At 71.9% G+C, this 18,148-nt stretch carries 12 protein-coding genes; 8 read left to right on the forward strand and 4 right to left on the reverse strand.

Annotation, left to right across the window (positions count from 1 at the left end):
* Positions 1 to 4: 4 nt before the first annotated feature.
* The 5 genes from N5D62_RS06390 to N5D62_RS06410 all read left to right on the forward strand — a co-directional run bounded on the left by N5D62_RS06390 (position 5) and on the right by N5D62_RS06410 (position 5,416).
* Positions 5 to 1,921, forward strand: a complete 1,917-nt coding sequence (locus tag N5D62_RS06390; RefSeq protein ID WP_279756820.1) for a diguanylate cyclase — start codon at positions 5 to 7, stop codon at positions 1,919 to 1,921.
* A 27-nt stretch (positions 1,922 to 1,948) separates the two neighbouring features.
* Entirely contained in the window at positions 1,949 to 2,806 is an 858-nt protein-coding gene (locus tag N5D62_RS06395; RefSeq protein WP_279756821.1) for a c-type cytochrome, read from the forward strand.
* Complete coding sequence (locus N5D62_RS06400) at positions 2,803 to 4,290, forward strand: c-type cytochrome (protein WP_279756822.1); 1,488 nt, start codon at positions 2,803 to 2,805, stop codon at positions 4,288 to 4,290. Before N5D62_RS06395 ends, N5D62_RS06400 begins: the two co-directional genes overlap by 4 nt.
* A 188-nt stretch (positions 4,291 to 4,478) precedes the next feature.
* On the forward strand, positions 4,479 to 4,955 hold the full coding sequence (locus N5D62_RS06405) for an Hsp20/alpha crystallin family protein (protein WP_279756823.1): 477 nt from the start codon (positions 4,479 to 4,481) through the stop codon (positions 4,953 to 4,955).
* A gap of 26 nt (positions 4,956 to 4,981) precedes the next feature.
* Positions 4,982 to 5,416: an Hsp20/alpha crystallin family protein gene (locus tag N5D62_RS06410; protein ID WP_279756824.1), complete on the forward strand. Its 435-nt coding sequence runs from the start codon at positions 4,982 to 4,984 to the stop codon at positions 5,414 to 5,416.
* Positions 5,417 to 5,606: 190 nt separating this feature from the next.
* On the opposite strand, the gene N5D62_RS06415 is transcribed toward N5D62_RS06410, so the two are convergent.
* The 3 genes from N5D62_RS06415 to cphA (N5D62_RS06425) form a co-directional block, all read right to left on the reverse strand.
* Complete coding sequence (locus N5D62_RS06415) at positions 5,607 to 7,733, reverse strand: FUSC family protein (protein ID WP_279756825.1); 2,127 nt, start codon at positions 7,731 to 7,733, stop codon at positions 5,607 to 5,609.
* Positions 7,733 to 10,321: a cyanophycin synthetase gene (gene cphA, locus N5D62_RS06420; RefSeq protein WP_279756826.1), complete on the reverse strand. Its 2,589-nt coding sequence runs from the start codon at positions 10,319 to 10,321 to the stop codon at positions 7,733 to 7,735. Before cphA (N5D62_RS06420) ends, N5D62_RS06415 begins: the two co-directional genes overlap by 1 nt.
* A 73-nt stretch (positions 10,322 to 10,394) precedes the next feature.
* Entirely contained in the window at positions 10,395 to 12,572 is a 2,178-nt protein-coding gene (gene cphA, locus N5D62_RS06425; RefSeq protein ID WP_279756827.1) for a cyanophycin synthetase, read from the reverse strand.
* Positions 12,573 to 12,737: 165 nt separating this feature from the next.
* Between cphA (N5D62_RS06425) and N5D62_RS06430 the strand changes: the two genes are divergently transcribed.
* Both N5D62_RS06430 and N5D62_RS06435 read left to right on the forward strand, forming a co-directional pair.
* Positions 12,738 to 15,035 (forward strand): ABC transporter ATP-binding protein, encoded by a 2,298-nt coding sequence (locus N5D62_RS06430; RefSeq protein WP_279756828.1) that lies wholly within the window; start codon positions 12,738 to 12,740, stop codon positions 15,033 to 15,035.
* A gap of 20 nt (positions 15,036 to 15,055) precedes the next feature.
* Positions 15,056 to 15,523, forward strand: coding sequence for a DUF1854 domain-containing protein (locus tag N5D62_RS06435; RefSeq protein ID WP_279756829.1), 468 nt, complete (start codon positions 15,056 to 15,058; stop codon positions 15,521 to 15,523).
* 26 nt (positions 15,524 to 15,549) lie between these two features.
* Here the strand turns inward: N5D62_RS06435 and N5D62_RS06440 are convergent, their stop codons facing one another.
* Positions 15,550 to 16,167 (reverse strand): trimeric intracellular cation channel family protein, encoded by a 618-nt coding sequence (locus N5D62_RS06440; RefSeq protein ID WP_279756830.1) that lies wholly within the window; start codon positions 16,165 to 16,167, stop codon positions 15,550 to 15,552.
* Between the two features lie 79 nt (positions 16,168 to 16,246).
* Between N5D62_RS06440 and htpG the strand changes: the two genes are divergently transcribed.
* A complete protein-coding gene (gene htpG, locus N5D62_RS06445; protein ID WP_279756831.1) occupies positions 16,247 to 18,139 on the forward strand; it encodes a molecular chaperone HtpG in 1,893 nt (630 codons plus the stop codon).
* Positions 18,140 to 18,148 lie beyond the last annotated feature (9 nt).

Here is an 18,148-nt window from a genome sequence, read left to right on the forward strand (position 1 = left end):
TCGCATGCGTGTTTCCGCCCAGACGATCCACCGCAGCAGCCTCGGTCGCGGCGTGGGGCTGCTGATGGCGGCGCTGCTGGCGATGGCGGTGATCGTCGCGCTGCTGGCCTGGCGGGCCCGCGCGACGCTGGACGACCTGCGCCGCGCCGACCGCATCAACGGCGTGCTGCCCGCGATGACGATGCTGATGGAGGACCTGCTCAACGCCGAGACCGGCCAGCGGGGCTACCTCCTCACCCAGCGCGCGGGCTACCTGCAGCCCTACCGCGACGCGATGCGCAACCTGGAACGCCGCGTCGACGACCTGATGGCGCGCGACCAGGACCCCGCCCATGCCGCGCGGCTCGCCCGCGTCCGCGAACTGGTGCAGCTCAAGATGAACGAGCTCAGCCAGACGATCCGGATGCACGACTCGGGCCGCCACGAGGAAGCGCTGGAACTGGTGTTCGGCGACCAGGGCCTGCACCACATGGACGAACTGCGCGACGTGCTGGGCGAGCTGACCTCGTCGCTGCGCGCCGAGCGCGCGGCGATCAGCGAGCGGCTGAGCCGCGAGGCCACCCACACCGAACTGCTGATGCTGGCCGGCCTGGCGATGCTGGCGCTGTTCAGCGTGCTGGCGACGACGCAGGTGGTGCTGCGCTCGCGCGAGCTGCTGCGCGCGCAGAAGCGGCTCAAGGGCATCGCCGACAACGTGCCCGCGCTGATCTGCCACTACGACGGCCGCGGCCGGATCCGCTTCGCCAACGCCGAGGTGGGCCGGGTCTTCCACGTCGATCCGGCCGCGCTGGACGGCCAGACGCTGGAGCAGGTCCGCGGCAGCGCCAACGCCGCGCAGATGCAGCCCTTCATCGAACGCGCGCTGCGCGGCGAGGCCGTCGAGTTCGACGCCGAACAGGTCATCGACGGCGAGACGCTGCACTTCCACCAGCGCTTCGTGCCCGAGATGGCCGGCGGCAAGGTCGAGGGCTTCTACGCCTGCTCGATGGACATCACCGAGCGCAAGCGCGCCGAGGAACGCGTCGCCGCCAGCGAGCGCCGCATGAAGGCGGTCACCGACAACCTGCCGGTGTTCATCACCTACATCGACGCGCAGCGGCGGCTGCGCTACGCCAACGAGACGCTGCGGACCTGGTTCGGCCTGGACACGCAGGCCGCCATCGGGCTGCCGATCGACGAGGTCTTCGGACCCGCGAGCACCGGCCGGCGCAGCGCGCAGCTGGACCTGGCGCTCGGCGGGGAGCGGGTCGAGTTCGAGATCACCGAGACCATGCTGGGCAAGCAGCGCCACCTGCGCTCGATCTACGTGCCCGACGTCGCCGGGGACGGCCAGGTGCGCGGCATCTTCACGCTGTCCATCGACATCACCGTGATGAAGCAGGCCGAGGCGCAGCTGGCGCGGCTGGCCAGCTCGGACGCGCTCACCGGGCTGCCGAACCGGCGCGAGTTCGACCAGGCGCTGGCCGGCGCGCTGGCCCGCCAGCGGCGCCTGGCCCGCGAGGGCCGCGTGATGGCGCTGCTGTTCCTGGACATCGACCGCTTCAAGTCGATCAACGACACCCACGGCCACGGCGTCGGGGACACGGTGCTGCGCGAGTTCGCGGCGGTGCTGCGGCGCGCGGTGCGCGGCAGCGACCATGTGGCGCGGATCGCCGGCGACGAGTTCGTCGCGGTGCTGGAGGGCCTGAACCGGGCCGAGGAGGCCGAGCAGGTGGCCGCCAAGATCGTCGAGGCGGTGCGGGCCGCGCGGCCGGCGGACGTGGCGATCTCGGCCAGCATCGGCGTGGCCACGATCGCCGACGGCGAGGTCCCGGCGATGGACCTGATCGCGCTGGCCGACCGCGCGCTGTACCAGGCCAAGCACCAGGGGCGGGACGGCTGGGCGGCCTTGCGATGGCCCGGCCCGGACCAGCGCCGCTGAACGGGGCGCTTCGGCGATGATGAAGCGATGAAGATCCCACGTCCGCTGCCGGGCGTCCTGATCGCCGCAGTGCTGGGCCTGGGACTGTCCGCCGCCTCGACGGCCCTCGCGCAAGCGGGCGCCGCGTCTGCCAACAATTCCGCCGTAGCCTCCACGAAGGCGCCGCCGACATCGTCGACAGCATCGACGTCCCAGTCGACATCGGCGTCGACATCGACATCGACATCGACATCGGCGGCCGACGGCGGTCCTCGACCGCTGCGACCGCTGACCAACGACACCGCCGAGCGCATCCAGGCCTGCACGCTGTGCCACGGGCCGCAGGGCCGCGCGACGCCGCAGGGCTACTTCCCGCGGCTGGCGGGCAAGCCGGCGGGCTACCTCTTCAACCAGCTGCAGAGCTTCCGCGACGGCCGCCGGCACCACGCGCTGATGGCGGGCCTGCTGCGCAACATGAGCGACGACTACCTGCATGAGATCGCCGGCTACTTCGCCGCGCTGGACGTGCCCTATCCGGCGCCGGCGCCCTCGGGCCTGACGACGGCGCAGCAGGCGCGGGCCGAGCGGCTGGTGACGCAGGGCGATCCGTCGCGCAAGGTGCCGGCCTGCACCGCCTGCCACGGCAGCGCGATGGCGGGCCGCGAGCCGGCGACCCCCGGCCTGATCGGGCTGCCGCGCGATTACCTCGTCGGCCAGCTCGGCGCCTGGCGCAACGGCCTGCGCCGCGCGCATGCGCCGGACTGCATGGCCGACGTGGCCAAGGCGCTGTCGACGGACGACATCGCCGCCGTCGCGAGCTGGCTCGCGGCGCGCCCGGCCGGCGCGCATCCAGAGCCGGTGTCGTCCGCGCCGTTGCCGGTCGCCTGCGGAGGGCTCGCGCCATGAGCGGCCCGAACGTCCCGGAGCGCGACTCGTCGCGCGGCACGTCGACCGGTGCATCGGACGCCGGGTCCTCGGCGGCGTCCGCGCCGATGAGGACCTTCGTGCGTGGCCTGATCGGCCTGGCGATCGCGGTGCCGCTGATGGCGCTGCTGCTGGTGGCCGGCGCCTGGTCGCGCGAGGCCTGGCTGGTGGCGCGGCCGGTCCAGCCCGGCGTCGGCGGGACGGACCCGGCGCTGCTCGCGCGCGGCGCCTACCTCGCGCGCATCGCCAACTGCGCCGGCTGCCACAGCCCGCGCGGCGCGGCGCCGATGGCGGGCGGGTTGCCGCTGGGCACGCCGTTCGGCACGCTGTTCAGCAGCAACCTGACGCCCGACGCGGAGACCGGCCTGGGCCGCTGGACCGCCGACGACTTCTGGCGCGCGATGCACCACGGCCGCAGCCGTGACGGCCGGCTGCTGTATCCGGCCTTCCCGTACACCAGCTACACGGCGATGTCGCGCGAGGACGCCGATGCGATCTTCGCGTGGCTGCGACAGCTGCCGCCGGTGCGGCAGACCACGCCGGCGCACCAGCTCGGCTGGCCGTACCGGTGGCAGACCGCGCTCGCGGTCTGGCGGCTGATGTACTTCACGCCCGGGGACGCGCCCTCGCATGACGAGGCGCGCGAGCCAGGCACCAGCGTCCGCGGGGCGGAGGGCAGCGGAGACACCGCCCGCGCCATCGGCGCCAATGGCTCAAGCGGCTCAAGCGGCGCCAGTGGCGCCAGCGGCGCTGAAGCCCTGGCGGCGCGCGGCCGCTACCTGGTGCAGGCCGTCGGGCACTGCGCCGAATGCCATGCGCCGCGCAACCGGCTCGGCGCGCTGGAGGACGCGACCGGGCTGCGCGGCGGCTGGGTCGGCGTGCAGGGCTGGATCGCGCCGTCGCTGGCCGATCCGAAGGCGGCCGGGGTGCAGGACTGGACCGAGGCGGAGGTCAGCCAGTGGCTGCGCGCCGGTTGGTCGCCGCGCGGCGCTGCGCTGGGGCCGATGGCCGACGTGGTCGCGGAAAGCCTCCAGCACCTGAGCGAGGACGACGCCCGCGCGATGGCCGCCTACCTGCACGGCCTGCCGCGCGAGGGCTCGCCCGCCGAGGCCTTCAAGCCGGCGCCGCCGGCGCAGATGGACCTCGGCCGGCAGGTCTACGCCAAGCACTGCGCCGACTGCCACGGCGACCAGGGGCAGGGCCGCCGGATCGACGGCCAGCCGGCCTATCCGCCGCTGGCCGGCAACCGGGCGGTGACGCTCGACGCGCCGCAGAACGTGCTACAGATGCTGGCCGGCGGCGGCTACGCGCCGACCACCGCGGCACATCCGCGGCCGTTCGGCATGCCGCCGCTCAAGCAGGTGCTGACGGAGGCCGAGATGGCGGCCGTCGCCACCGTCATCCGGCAGAGCTGGGGCAACCAGGCCCCGGCGGTGACCGAGCAGGACGTGCTGCGGCTCAAGTGAGCCGAGGGGCGTGACATCCACCACGCGACAGGGGGGTCGGGAGACCCTCTGTCGCGCGGCGGGCGCGGCATATGGGGACGCCGCCCCCTCGATTTCAAGATCTTGAAGCGCGGCTTGGCGCTCCTAGGTTGGGAGTCATGGCGGGCCCGCCCCGCCGCGAACCATCCGCGAAGCCAAGGAGCCCCGCAATGTCCCGTCCCCTGTCCGCCCGTGCGCTGTTCAACGACCTCGACCGCTTCCAGCGCGAGATGAGCAGCCTGTTCGAGTTGTCCGCCGGCCGCGGCACGCCGCGCGGCGGCTATCCGGCCCTGAACGTCGGCCTGTCGCCGGAAGCGGTCGAGGTCTACGCCTTCGCCCCGGGCCTGGACCCGGCCACGATCGGCGTCGACCTGGACCGCGGCGTCCTGAGCCTGTCCGGCGAGCGCCTGTCGCCGCTCTCGCCGCCGGCCGCCGCCGGTTCCGCCACCGAGGGCGAAGCCGCCCCGCCCGCCGGCAAGACGTTGGTCCACCAGCGCGAGCGCTTCGCCGGCAAGTTCCGCCGCGTGGTCAGCCTGCCCGACGACATCGATCCGGAACAGGTGACGGCGTCCTACAAGGACGGCGTGCTGCGCGTCAGCGTCCAGCGCCGTCCCGCGCCGCAGCCGCGCCGCATCGATATCCACTGATCCGCCCTTCGAGACGAAAGCACACCATGAGCACGACCGCCGTTCACACCCCCGCCGCCGACGCCGATCAAGTGTCCGCCTCGACGGCTTCGTCCACCGCCGCCGCGCAGGCCGCGCGCCGCCGCGACGACTACGCGATCCAGCCCGCCGTCGACGTCCTCGAGGACGCGCAAGGCATCACGCTGTACGCCGACCTGCCCGGCGCGCCGCGCGAGCAGCTGCAGCTGCGCGTCGACAAGGACCGCCTGGTCATCGAGGCGGACATCCAGCTGGACCTGCCCGCCGGGCTGAAGGCCGGCCATGTCGAGGTGTCGCGCCAGTTCTACCGCCGCGTGTTCACGCTGAGCAAGGAGCTGGACGCCGACCAGATCGCCGCCGAACTGAACAACGGCGTGCTGCGGGTCCGCATCCCCAAGGCCGCGCATGCGCAGCCGCGCAAGATCGAAGTCAAGCTGAGCTGAGACCTTCAGCCCCCTCTCCCGCAGTTGCGGGAGAGACCCTCACCCCCCGCCCTCTCCCGCGGTGCGGGAGAGGGAGCCATGTGGCACCGGCTCGCTTTTGCGGGGCGACCAGCGCTCGGTCTCTCGCAACTCCCTCTCCCGCACTGCGGGAGAGGGCGGGGGTGAGGGTCGTGGCAGTGCGCGGTGCCGGCTACTGCAGCCGCGACACCGGCACCTCGTCCGCCTCGGGCGGCGGTGCCGCCATCGCCTCGAAAGCGGCCTGCGCTGCCTGGCCCGCGCGGGCCGCGTCGTCCAGGCTCACCTGCATCCGCCGCCGCATCCACGGCCGCAGGTCCTCCAGCGGTCCGACGTCGGGCAGCAGGCTCCAGTCCTGCAGCGCCTGCACCGCGTGCGGCACCGGCTCGTCGCCGGCCAGCGCGCGCTGCAGCCGGCCCGCCGCCTCCGGCATCTCGGCCATGAAGGCCCCGTCCAGGTCCTTGGCCCGGCGCATCAGGCTCTGCCGCATCATCGACAGGTGGGCCATCAGCCGGTACCCGTGGTCCAGCACCGTGTTGAGTTCCTGCAGCGGCGGCCTTACGCGGCGCGGTTCCGCCGCGCTGCGCTGCAGCGCCGCCGACAGCGCCGCCAGCGCGTCGTAGGCCTGCCGCCGCGCCATCCGCTGCGCGAGCGCCCCGGCCGGCGTCATCGCCGCCGTCATCGCCTGCGTCGCGTACTTCTGCAACGCGTCGACCGAGCGCCTCAGCGCGCGCGGCAGGTTGCGCCGCTCCCACGACGGCAGCACGTAGCTGAACGCCCAGGCCAGGATCGCGCCCAGCACCGTGTCGGCCAACCGTTCCGAGATCGCCATCCCGTGCGACGGATCGGCCAGGTGCGACTGCAGCAGCGCCATCACCGTCGCCGCGATCGCGGTGATCAGGTAGCGCCGCGTCACGAACGCATGCGCGATGCCCACCGCCACCTGCAGCACGACGATCCACAGCGTGATGTTCTGGATCTGCGCCAGCCCCAGCATCAACCCGCAGCCGATGGCCGTGCCGAGCACCCGCATGTTGCGCCGCTCCAGCGTCTGGTCCAGGCTGCCGCGCAGCACCACGGCCACCGACAGCACCAGCCAGTGCGGATGCGACGCCCAGGGCAGCGCCAGCGCGATGAAGTAGGCCGCCGACAGCGCCAGCGCGCTGCGCAGCGCATGCCGCATCACCGGCGAGTCCAGGTGCCATTGCGCCTTCAGCAGCCCCATCGGCCAGCCGACCGGCGTCACGAAATGGCGCAGCGGCCCGGCGTCCAGCGGCAGCGGCGGCAGCGGCTGCGCGATGTCCAGCGCCCGGCCCATCGCCAGCACCTCGCCGTCCAGGTGCGACAGCCGGTCCTGCAGCACCAGCTGCAGCCGCACGCGCGGATCCTGCGGCGGCAGGTCGGGCCAGCGCGTGGGCTTGACCGTGACCGTGGCCGGCGCGCGTTCGTCGAGCAGCGCGTCGCGGTACTCGTCCAGCAGCACCGACAGCGCCTTCAGCCGGCCGACCAGCTGCGCGCGCATCTCCTGCCCGAGCGGATCCTCGCCGAGCAGCTCCAGGTCGAGCCGGCTCGCCAGCATCAGGTCGCGCAGCTCGACGACGTGCAGCAGCACCGCGGCGCTGCGCGGGTCGGTCTTGGCGCGCGGGAAGACCTGGTCGCGCGCCGTCTGCAGCAGCTCGGCGAGCTGGGCCTCGTTGCCCAGCCAGTCGCGCATCGCATGCGCGGCGCCGCCGCTGCCCAGCAGCTCGGCGCGCGCGCCCAGCAGCCGCGACAGGCCGTGCAGCGCGTCGCCCAGCGCCAGCCGGTGGAAGCGGCGCTGCAGCACGGCGCTCGACAGCACGCTCCACGCCAGGTAGATCGCGATGCCCGCGGCGCCGCTGGCCAGCACGATGGGCAGCGGCTGCGGCGGCCACGCGAGCGCGAACACCATCGCCAGGATCGGCGCGAAGGACACCGGCCCCGCGCGCGGGCCCCAGCTCAGCAGCATCGCGCTGCCGAAGGCCAGCGCCGCGACGAATGCGCCCATCGCGGCGCGGTAGGGATGCAGCACCGCCACCAGGCCGACCGCCAGCAGCGTCATCGCCCCGGCCGTCAGCACGCGGTTGCGGTTGCGCCGGACGCTGCCCGGCAGATCGGCCAGGCTGGCGCAGATGGCGCAGGCCATCGCCAGCTGCGAGGCGACGTGCGACAGCGCGGCCGGGGCCGCGTGCGACACGATCACCTGCACCAGCATCACCCCGAGGGCGACGCTGAAGCCGTTCCACCAGTGCGCCGGCCAGTGACGCCAGCGACCGGCCGCCATCAGGCTTCCCGGACGCGCTGGTTCAGATGCGCCAGGGCTTCCTCGACCTGGTCGACCAGCACCAGGCACAGGTCGCCCGGCTGCAGGCGTTCCAGCGCGCGGTCGATCGCGACGAACTCGCCGCGGATCTCCTCGATGTGCTTGGTCCGGGTCGCGCCCTTCAGGCCCTGCTGCAGCAGCGCCAGGACCTCGCCGTCCTCGCGTCCGCGCTGGCAGGCGTCCTGGAACAGGATGGCCTCATCGAAGGCCTCGCCCAGGATCTGCGTCTGGATGCGGATGTCCTCGTCACGCCGGTCGCCGGCGCCCGAGATCACCACCGAGCGCTTGTTGGCCGGCAGCGCCTGCACCGCCTGCACCAGCGCGCGCATCGCGTCGCCGTTGTGGCCGTAGTCGGCGATCACCGTCGCGCCGCGGTAGTCCATCACGTTGAAGCGGCCCGGCACGCTGTCCGGATCGCTCATGAAGCTGGCCAGGCCGCGCCGGATCGTGTCCCAGTCCAGGCCCACGCCCCAGGCGGCCGCGACCGCCGCCATCGCGTTCTCGTTCTGGAACGGGATCGCGCCGCCGCGGGTGAACGGGATGTCGCGCAGCGGGATCGATTCGCGCCACGCGCCCTGCGCCGCGACCAGCGCGTCGCCGTCCACGTAGACGCAGCGCTTGCCCTGCGCGCGGTGCGTGGCCATCAGCGGGTGATGGCGGTCGCTGGCGAAATAGATCACCTGGCCCGGGCAGACGTCGGCCATCCGCGCCACCACCGGGTCGGCCGCGTTGAGCACCGCGTAGCCGTTGGGCGCCACGTTCTGCACGATCACGCGCTTGACCAGCGCCAACTCGTCGACCGTGTTGAGGAAGTTCATGCCCAGGTGGTCGCCCTCACCCAGGTTGGTCACCACCGCCACCTGGCAGCGGTCGAAGCCCAGGCCCTCGCGCAGCACGCCGCCGCGCGCGGTCTCGAAGACCGCCGCCTCGACGTCCGGATGCATCAGCACGTTGCGCGCGCTCTTCGGGCCGGAGCAGTCGCCGCTGTCGGTCTGGCGGCCGTCGACGTAGACGCCGTCGGTGTTGGTCATGCCCACGCGCAGGCCCTGCGTCGCGAACATGTGCGCCACCAGGCGCGACGTCGTCGTCTTGCCGTTGGTGCCGGTCACCGCCACGATCGGGATGCGGCCGTCCTCGCTGGCCGCGCCGCGGCTGCCGTGGCCGTAGATGCTGGAGATGATGGCCTCGCCGACGTCGCGGCCCTTGCCGTAGGACGGGCTCAGGTGCATGCGCAGGCCCGGCGCGGCGTTGACCTCGACGATGCCGCCGCTCTGTTCCTCGAGCGGCTTGTGCACGCTCTCGGCCACCACGTCGACGCCGCAGACATGCAGCCCGACGACCGTGGCCGCCGCGATCGCGCGCGCCGCCACGTCCGGATGGACGTCGTCGGTCACGTCGGTGGCGGTGCCGCCGGTGGACAGGTTGGCGTTGTTGCGCAGGATCACGCGGCGGCCCTTGTCGGGCACCGACTCGGGCGTCAGGCCCTGCAGGTCCAGGCGCGCGATGGCGATGTCGTCCAGCCGGATCTTGGTCAGCGAGGTCGCGTGGCCGTCGCCGCGGCGCGGGTCCTCGTTGACCTTGTCCACCAGCTGGCGCACCGTGTGCGCGCCGTCGCCGATCACGTTGGGCGGGTCACGGCGGGCCGCGGCCACCAGCTTGTCGCCGACGACCAGCAGCCGGTAGTCGCTGCCGGGCAGGAACTTCTCGACCATCACGGTGCCGATCTCGTCGGCCGCCTTGTAGGCCATCTCCAGGTGCTCGCGCGTGGCGACGTTGACCGTCACGCCCTTGCCCTGGTTGCCGTCCAGCGGCTTGACCACCACCGGCAGGCCGATCTCCTGCGCGAGGGCCCAGGCCTCGTCGACCGACTCCACCGGCGCGCCGATCGGCACCGGCACGCCGGCGGACTGCAGCAGCCGCTTGGACAGGTCCTTGTCCTGCGCGATCGATTCGGAGACGGCGCTGGTGGCGTCGACCTCGGCGGCCCAGATGCGGCGCTGCTTGACGCCCCAGCCCAGCTGCACCAGCGAGCCCTGCGTCAGGCGGCGGTACGGGATGCCGCGCTTGACGGCGGCCTCGACGATCGAGCCGGTCGAGGGGCCCAGGCGGATGTCCTCGTCCGTCTCGCGCAGCGCCTTGACGGCGGCGTCGGCGTCGAAGGCGGTGCCGGCCTGGGCCGCGGCGATCAGCTCGACCGCCTTGTCGAAGGCGGCGCGGCCGACGTCTTCCTCGCTGTACTCGACGACGACCTGGTAGGTGCCGTCCTCGGACGTGGTGTGGGTGTGGCTGAAGGTCACCGGGCAGCCGGCCTGCGCCTGCAGCGCCAGCGCGGCCTGCTCCAGCACGTGGGCCAGCGAGATCGGCGACTTGGCGCTGCTGGCCGGCCGCAGCGGGCCGATGCCGGGGAAGCGTTCGCGCAGGCGGGCCTCGAAGCCCTCCATGTCGGCGAGGGCGCGCTCGGTCTCGCTGCAATGCACGACCGCCTCGATGGCGGTGTGGCGGCTCCACATGTTGGGGCCGCGAAGGGCGCGGGTGCGGGAGACTTCCATCTGTCGTCTTTCGGTTCGACTGTTCTTTGAAGAGGCGGAGGCGGGTCGGGCGGCCGGGGCGGCGGGCGCCGGCTTACTTCGGCAGCTCCGGCACGAAGGTGTCCAGGCCGGCGGAGATCAGCTCGGGCGAGATGCCCATGGCCCAGGCGGTGGCGACGGCCGCCAGCACCGAGTCGGTGGCGATCTCCTGGCCGGCGGCGCGGAAACGCGCCTGCAGCGAGTCGACGTTGGCGCCGGAGGTCTCCGAGCCGCCCTGCGCCAGCATCGCGGCGCCGCCGCGCAGGAACACGCCGCGGCCTTCGTCGGCGCGGTGCGCCGCCAGCGCGGCGTTGCCGGCGTCCTGCGCGTAGAAGATCACCTCGCCGTCGGAGAGCTCGGCCATCTCGGCCACCTTGGCCTCGTCGGCGTTGAGCACCGCGACGCCGTCGGACAGCACGACGTCGACCTGCGTGCGCAACACCTTGAAGAGCTGGTCCTCGGTCTGGATGTCGTGGTTGTCGAGCTCGGGCACGCGGCCCAGGTCGGTGACCAGGCCGACCTGGCAGCGGTCGTAGGCCAGGCCGTCGCCCAGGATCGTGCCGGCGCCGTTCTCGACGACGATCGCGTCGACCGCGCGGTTCATCAGCAGGCGGTGGCTGGCGGCCCAGGTGGCGCTGTCCTTGCGCTCGACGCGGCGGGTGCCCAGGAACAGGCCGTCGCCGCAGGCCAGGCCGACGCAGCGGCCGTTCAGGTGCAGCAGCCAGGCCACCAGGCGCGCGACCTGCGCGGTGCCGCGCGAGCCGGCCACGCCGACCACGGGGATGCGGCCGCCTTCGTCCTCGGCGAACAGGTGGTCGATGATCGCCTGGCCCACCGGCTGGGGCATGCCCTCGGCCGGCTTCAGGTGCATCAGCAGGCCCGGGCCGGCGTTGACCTCGACGATCGCGCCGCCGGTCTCGGACAGCGGCTTCGAGATGTCGGCGGTCACCAGGTCGACGCCGGCGATGTCCAGCCCGACGGTGCGCACCGCCAGCGAGACCGCGTGCGCCACCTCCGGATGGATCTGCGCGGTGCAGTCGATCGCGACGTTGCCGTTGCGCTGGATCAGCACGCGGCGGCCGGCTTCCGGCACGCCGTCGCCGGCCAGGCCCTGGCGCTGCAGGTCCAGCAGCACGACCGGGTCGTCGCGGATGTCGATGCGGTTGAGCGGGAAGTCCTCGGTCGTGCCGCGGCGCGGATCGGTGTTGATCTGCAGGTCGATCAGCTCGATGACGGTGTGCGTGCCGTCGCCGGTGATCCAGGCCTCCTCGCCGCGCGCGGCGGCGACGACCTGGCCGCCGACCACCAGCAGCCGGTGCTCCATGCCCGGGATGTAGCTCTCGACCAGCACTTCCGAGCCTTCCTTGTCGGCCAGGTGGAAGGCGGCCTCGATGTCGGCCTGGTGGCGCAGGTCCAGCGTGACGCCGCGGCCGTGGTTGCCGTCCGACGGCTTGATCACGACCGGCAGGCCCAGGTCCTGCGCGACGTCCCAGGCCTCGGCCGCGGTCTCGACCGCCTGGCCCGCGGGCACCGGCACGCCGACCGACTTCAGCAGTTCCTTGGTCAGGTCCTTGTCGCGCGCGATGCCCTCGGCGATCGCGCTGGTCATGTCGGTCTCGGCGGTCCAGATGCGGCGCTGGCGCGCGCCGTAGCCCAGCTGGACCAGGTTGCCGTCGTTGAGCCGGATGTGGGGGATGCGGCGGTCGGTCGCCGCGGCCACGATGGCGGCGGTCGACGGGCCGAGGTAGCAGTCGTCGAGCTTGTCGCGGATCGCCTCGACGGCGGCGTCGACGTTGAAGTCGTCGCCGTTGATCGTGGCCATCAGCAGCGCATGGCCCTGCTCGAGCGCGCAGCGGGCGACCTGCTCGTCGCGGGCGCGGAAGACCATCCGGTACACGCCGTGCCGCGAGGTCGAGCGCGTCTGCCCGAAGCCCGTGGGCATGCCCGCCAGGTTCAGCAGCTCGATGACGATGTGCTCCAGCACATGGCCCATCCAGGTGCCCTCGGTCAGGCGCTGCAGGAAGCCGCCGCGCTCGCCGACGCCGCAGTGGTGCTCCACCAGCGCCGGCAGCCGGGCGCACAGGCGCTCGGTGAAGCCGGGGATCAGATGGGAGGGATGTTCTTCCAGGCCGCCGAGGTCCAGCCAGGTTTCCAGCACCGGACGGTAGGTCCACATGTTGGGGCCGCGCAGGTAGTTGATGCGCAGGAGCTTGATGTCGTCGTGTCGGCTCATTGGGAGGAAGAGACGTGGAGGGGGACCGGCGGCGGGCGACCGGAACGCGTTGCGGATGACAATTGTGCGCTTAAGCGAAAATCCCGCGAAACATGCCACGCTCTGGTCGGACCGGGATTTGCCCGGGGAGCGGCGTGGCCAGAAGTCTCTTCAGAAGAATCACGAATGCAGCATCCACATCCTGTCGCGTCGGCCGGTGCCGCCGGATCGGCCACCGCGGCCCTGCTGTCGGGCCTGCGGCCCGGCGAGAACGTCCGGGCCTCGCTGGAGGTTGACCTCGACACCCGCCTGCGCTTCTCGGCGGGCGGTCTGCAACTCACCGACCAGCGGCTGCGCGCTGCCGAGACGGCCGAGGGGGGCGCCCCCGCGGTCCGGGACTGGCCCCTGACGCCCGACCTGCGCCTGCAGCTCAGCGACCACGCCGGCCTGGGCCTGCTGGAACTGGTGAACGCGGGCGGCCGGCTGGCGGCCTGGCGCTTCACGATGAAGGCCAACCTGCAGGCGCAGCGCTTCCAGGACGCCTTCAACCGCCGCGACGAGGCCACGCTGGACCAGGCCGACGAGCCCGAGCTCTGCCCCAGCTGCCAGGCCGTGCTGCCCGAGGACAGCGAGGAATGCCCGTCCTGCGCCCGCGAGCTGCACACGCCGCCGTCGACCTGGGTGCTGGCGCGGCTGTGGCGCTTCGCCCGGCCCTACCAGGGGCAGCTGCTGCTGGGGTTCCTGCTGATGCTGGGCGCGACCGGCGCCACGCTGGTGGCGCCCTACCTGACGATGCCGCTGATGGACGACGTGCTGATCCCGTTCCAGCAGGGCAAGCAGATCGACACCGGGCTGGTGATGCTCTACCTGGGCGGCCTGTTCGGCGCGGCGATCGTGTCCTGGATCCTGGGCTGGGCCAAGACCTACATCCTGGCGCTGGTCTCGGAGCGCATCGCCGCGGACCTGCGCACCGCCACCTTCGACCACCTGCTGGGCCTGTCGCTGGAGTACTTCGGCTCCAAGCGCACCGGCGACCTGATGAGCCGCATCGGCTCGGAGACCGACCGCATCAGCGTCTTCCTGTCGCTGCACGCGCTGGACTTCATCACCGATTGCCTGATGCTGATGATGATCACGGTGATCCTGTTCTCGACCAACCCGTGGCTGGCGCTGGCCACGCTGGTGCCGCTGCCCTTCATCGCCTGGCTGATCCACCTGGTGCGCGACCGGCTGCGCACCGGCTTCGAGAAGATCGACCGGGTCTGGGGCGAGGTGACCTCGGTGCTGGCCGACACCATCCCCGGCATCCGCGTGGTCAAGGCCTTCGCCCAGGAACGCCGCGAGGCCGAGCGCTTCCGCACCGCCAACAAGCACAACCTGGTCGTCAACGACCGGCTCAACAAGACCTGGAGCCTGTTCACGCCCAGCGTCTCGCTGCTGACCGAGATCGGCCTGCTGGTCGTCTGGGCCTTCGGCATCTGGCTGATCGCGCATTCGCAGATCACCGTCGGTACGCTGACGGCGTTCCTGGCCTACATCGGCCGCTTCTACGGCCGGCTGGACTCGATGAGCCGCATCGTCTCGGTGACGCAGAAGGCGGCCTCCGGCGCCAAGCGCATCTTCGACATCCTGGACCACCACTCCAACGTGCCCGAGCCCCAGCAGCCCGTCACGCTGGCCAAGGTCGAGGGCGGGCTGACGCTGCAGGACATCGGCTTCCGCTACGGCAACCGGACGGTGATCCGCGACCTGAACCTCGAGATCAAGCCCGGCGAGATGATCGGCCTGGTCGGCCACAGCGGCTCGGGCAAGAGCACGATGGTCAACCTGATCTGCCGCTTCTACGACGTGACCGAGGGCGCGATCAAGCTCGACGGCGTCGACCTGCGCCGCTTCAAGCTGGCCGACTACCGGCGCCACATCGGCCTGGTGCTGCAGGAGCCCTTCCTGTTCTTCGGCACGATCGCGGAGAACATCGCCTACGGCAAGCCCGAGGCCACGCGCGAGGAGATCGTCGCCGCGGCCCGCGCCGCGCATGCGCATGAATTCATCCTGCGGCTGCCGCAGGGCTACGACTCGCTGGTCGGCGAGCGCGGCCAGGGCCTGTCGGGCGGCGAGCGCCAGCGGATCTCGATCGCCCGCGCGCTGCTGATCGATCCCCGCATCCTGATCATGGACGAGGCCACCTCGGCGGTGGACACCGAGACCGAGAAGGAGATCCAGAAGGCGCTGGACAACCTGGTGCGGGGCCGCACGACGATCGCGATCGCGCACCGGCTCTCGACGCTGCGCAAGGCCGACCGCCTGGTGGTGATGGACCGCGGCGAGATCGTCGAGGTCGGCCCGCACGACGAGCTGATCGCCAAGCAGGGCGCCTACTGGCGGCTGTGGGAGGCGCAGGCCCGCCGCGTCGACGCCGAGGAGCAGGACAACGTGGTCGTCGTCCCGCCCAACGTCAACGTCCACACGGCCACGCAGGCCTGAACCGCGCCGAGGTCCCCTTCATGAGCAACATCCAGACCCTGGCGCGCGACGCCTTCGGCCGCCTGCGGCTGGTCGACGCGGCCGGCCAGACCCACGAGAACGTCACCCCGGTGCGGGCGCATCCGCTGACGGCGCCGGAGGAGGGCCTGTCCCTGGTCGGCACCGACGGCCACGAGATCGCCTGGATCGACCGCCTGGACGCGCTGCCGGCCGAGCAGCGCGAGCTGCTGCGCGACGAGCTCGCCCAGCGCGAGATGACGCCCACGGTGCAGCGGCTGCTGTCGGTGTCGACCTTCTCGACGCCGTCGCAATGGGCGGTGGAGACCGACCGCGGCCGCGCCGAGTTCATCCTCAAGAGCGAGGAGGACATCCGGCGCCTGGGCGAGGGCCGGCTGCTGATCGCCAGCTCGCACGGGCTGCACTTCCTGGTGCCGGACCGCTTCGCGCTGGACCGGCACTCGCGCAAGCTGCTCGAGCGCTTCCTGTAGGCCCGGCGCCGGGAGGACCCGGCGGGTCAGTGCACCCGCAGCATCTGCAGCGCCGGCAGCTGCCAGCCGAAGGCCAGCGCCGCCAGCCGCAGCGCGGCCACGCCGACCATGCCCAGCACGAAGGCCCAGCGCATCGGCACGCCGATCGCCTTGAGCAGGAAGTACAGCGCGATGCCGCCGATCGCGGCGGTGGCGTAGATGTCCTTGCGCAGCAGCAGCGGCGCCTGGCCGCTGAGCACGTCGCGCAGCACGCCGCCGCCGCAGGCGGTCAGCGTGCCCATCAGCGTCGCGGGCATCGGCTTGACGCCGTGTTCCTCGGCGATCTCGGTGCCGCACAGCGCGAACAGCGCCAGCCCCAGCGCGTCGGCGACCTTCAGCACCGCGATCGCGTGCTCCGGGAACGGCCCGACGGCCAGCGCCGCCAGCGCGCTGGCCACGATCACGGCCAGGTAGCGGGTGTCCTTCATCCAGAACACCGGATGGCGGTTGAGCAGCAGGTCGCGCAGCGTGCCGCCGCCCACCGCCGTCATCGCCGCGATCACCATCAGCCCGAACAGGTCCAGCCCGGCCTGCATCGCGGCCAGCGCCCCGCTGACGGCGAACACCGCCACGCCCAACAAGTCGAACCAATAGATCATCGGCATAGGGCGCGGAGTGTAGAGGCCGCCCCTTGAAATCGGCGACGGCCGATCCCATCTCCCGCCGCGATAATCCAGACCCCATATGGACAAGCAAACTCATTCCTTCCAGGCCGAGGTCAAGCAGATCCTGCACCTCGTGACGCACTCGCTCTACTCGAACAAGGAAATCTTCCTGCGCGAGCTGGTCAGCAATGCCTCCGACGCCTGCGACAAGCTGCGCTTCGAGGCGCTGGACCATCCGCAGCTGTTCGAGGACCAGCCCGACCTGGCCATCCGCGTCGCCTTCGACGCCGAGGCTCGCACCGTCACCATCAGCGACAACGGCATCGGCCTGTCCGCGGAAGAGGCCATCGCCCACCTCGGCACCATCGCCAAGAGCGGCACCCGCGAGTTCATGGCCAAGCTCGAGGGCGACCAGAAGAAGGACGCCAACCTGATCGGCCAGTTCGGCGTGGGCTTCTACTCCGGCTTCATCGTCGCGGACCGCATCACCGTCGAATCGCGCCGCGCCGGCCTGCCGGCCGACCAGGGCGTGCGCTGGAGCTCCGAGGGCACCGGCGACTTCGAGGTCGAGACCATCGACAAGCCCGGCCGCGGCACCGACGTCACGCTGCACCTGCGCGAGGGCGAGGAGGAGTTCCTCAAGACCTGGCGCCTGAAGTCGGTCATCTCGAAGTACTCGGACCACATCTCGCTGCCGATCCTGATGCGCGCCGAGGAGTGGGACGCCGACAAGGCCGAACAGGTACTGAAGGACGAGTGGGAGCCGGTGAACAAGGCCTCCGCGCTGTGGACCCGCAGCAAGAGCGACGTCACGCAGGCCGAGTACGACGCCTTCTACCAGCAGATCAGCTACGACACCGAGCCGCCGCTGGCCTTCACCCACAACCGCGTCGAGGGCCGCAGCGAGTACACCCAGCTGCTCTACATCCCGGCCAAGGCGCCGTTCGACCTCTGGAACCGCGACAAGCGCGGCGGCGTGAAGCTTTACGTCAAGCGCGTGTTCATCATGGACGACGCCGAGGCGCTGATGCCGGTCTACCTGCGCTTCGTCAAGGGCGTGATCGACTCCGCCGACCTGCCGCTGAACGTCAGCCGCGAGCTGCTGCAGGAAAGCCGCGACGTGAAGGCGATCCGCGAGGGCTCGACCAAGCGGGTGCTGGCGATGCTGGAGTCGCTGGCCAACAGCGAGGACGCGGCCGAGCGCGACAAGTACGCGCGCTTCTGGACCGACTTCGGCCAGGTGCTCAAGGAAGGCGTCGGCGAGGACCACGCGAACCAGGAACGCCTGGTCAAGCTGCTTCGCTTCGCGTCGACGCACGCCGACCAGGGCGTGTCCTTCGCCGACTACGTGTCGCGGATGAAGGACGGCCAGGAGACCATTTACTACATCACCGCCGACAGCCTGTCCGCCGCGAAGAACAGCCCGCAGCTGGAGATCTTCCGCAAGAAGGGCATCGAGGTGCTGCTGCTGACCGAGCGCGTCGACGAGTGGATGCTGTCCCACCTGTACGAGTTCGAAGGCAAGGCGCTGCAGTCCGTCGCCAAGGGCTCGGTCGACCTGGGCCAGCTCCAGGACGAGGACGAGAAGAAGAAGGCCGAGGAAGCCGCCGAGCAGTTCAAGCCGATGCTGGAGCGCCTGAAGACGACGCTCGAGGGCCGCGCCAAGGACGTGCGCGTCACGACGCGGCTGGTGGACTCGCCGGCCTGCGTGGTCGTCGAGGAAGGCGACATCAGCGGCCACCTGGCCCGCATGCTGAAACAGGCCGGCCAGGCCGCGCCGGTGTCGCTGCCGACGCTGGAGGTCAACCCCGACCACGCGCTGGTGAAGAAGCTCGGCGCGATCGAGGCCGAGGACGCGCGCTTCGCCGACCTGGCGCAGGTGCTGTTCGACCAGGCGCTGCTGGCCGAAGGCGGGGTCCTCGAGGACCCGGCCGCCTACGTCCGCCGCGTCAACGCGCTGCTGCTGGGCTGAGCGCCCGCT

It is taken from the genome of Mitsuaria sp. GD03876 (assembly GCF_029840635.1).
GTDB lineage: Bacteria > Pseudomonadota > Gammaproteobacteria > Burkholderiales > Burkholderiaceae_C > Roseateles.

Bases quoted from the DNA above. Each gene is read 5' to 3' on its own strand.
- N5D62_RS06390 (WP_279756820.1), top strand. From the start codon at position 5: ATGCGTGTTTCCGCCCAGACGATCCACCGCAGCAGCCTCGGTCGCGGC.
- N5D62_RS06395 (WP_279756821.1), top strand. From the start codon at position 1,949: ATGAAGATCCCACGTCCGCTGCCGGGCGTCCTGATCGCCGCAGTGCTG.
- N5D62_RS06400 (WP_279756822.1), top strand. From the start codon at position 2,803: ATGAGCGGCCCGAACGTCCCGGAGCGCGACTCGTCGCGCGGCACGTCG.
- N5D62_RS06405 (WP_279756823.1), top strand. From the start codon at position 4,479: ATGTCCCGTCCCCTGTCCGCCCGTGCGCTGTTCAACGACCTCGACCGC.
- N5D62_RS06410 (WP_279756824.1), top strand. From the start codon at position 4,982: ATGAGCACGACCGCCGTTCACACCCCCGCCGCCGACGCCGATCAAGTG.
- N5D62_RS06415 (WP_279756825.1), bottom strand. From the start codon at position 7,733: ATGGCGGCCGGTCGCTGGCGTCACTGGCCGGCGCACTGGTGGAACGGC.
- cphA (WP_279756826.1), bottom strand. From the start codon at position 10,321: ATGGAAGTCTCCCGCACCCGCGCCCTTCGCGGCCCCAACATGTGGAGC.
- cphA (WP_279756827.1), bottom strand. From the start codon at position 12,572: ATGAGCCGACACGACGACATCAAGCTCCTGCGCATCAACTACCTGCGC.
- N5D62_RS06430 (WP_279756828.1), top strand. From the start codon at position 12,738: ATGCAGCATCCACATCCTGTCGCGTCGGCCGGTGCCGCCGGATCGGCC.
- N5D62_RS06435 (WP_279756829.1), top strand. From the start codon at position 15,056: ATGAGCAACATCCAGACCCTGGCGCGCGACGCCTTCGGCCGCCTGCGG.
- N5D62_RS06440 (WP_279756830.1), bottom strand. From the start codon at position 16,167: ATGCCGATGATCTATTGGTTCGACTTGTTGGGCGTGGCGGTGTTCGCC.
- htpG (WP_279756831.1), top strand. From the start codon at position 16,247: ATGGACAAGCAAACTCATTCCTTCCAGGCCGAGGTCAAGCAGATCCTG.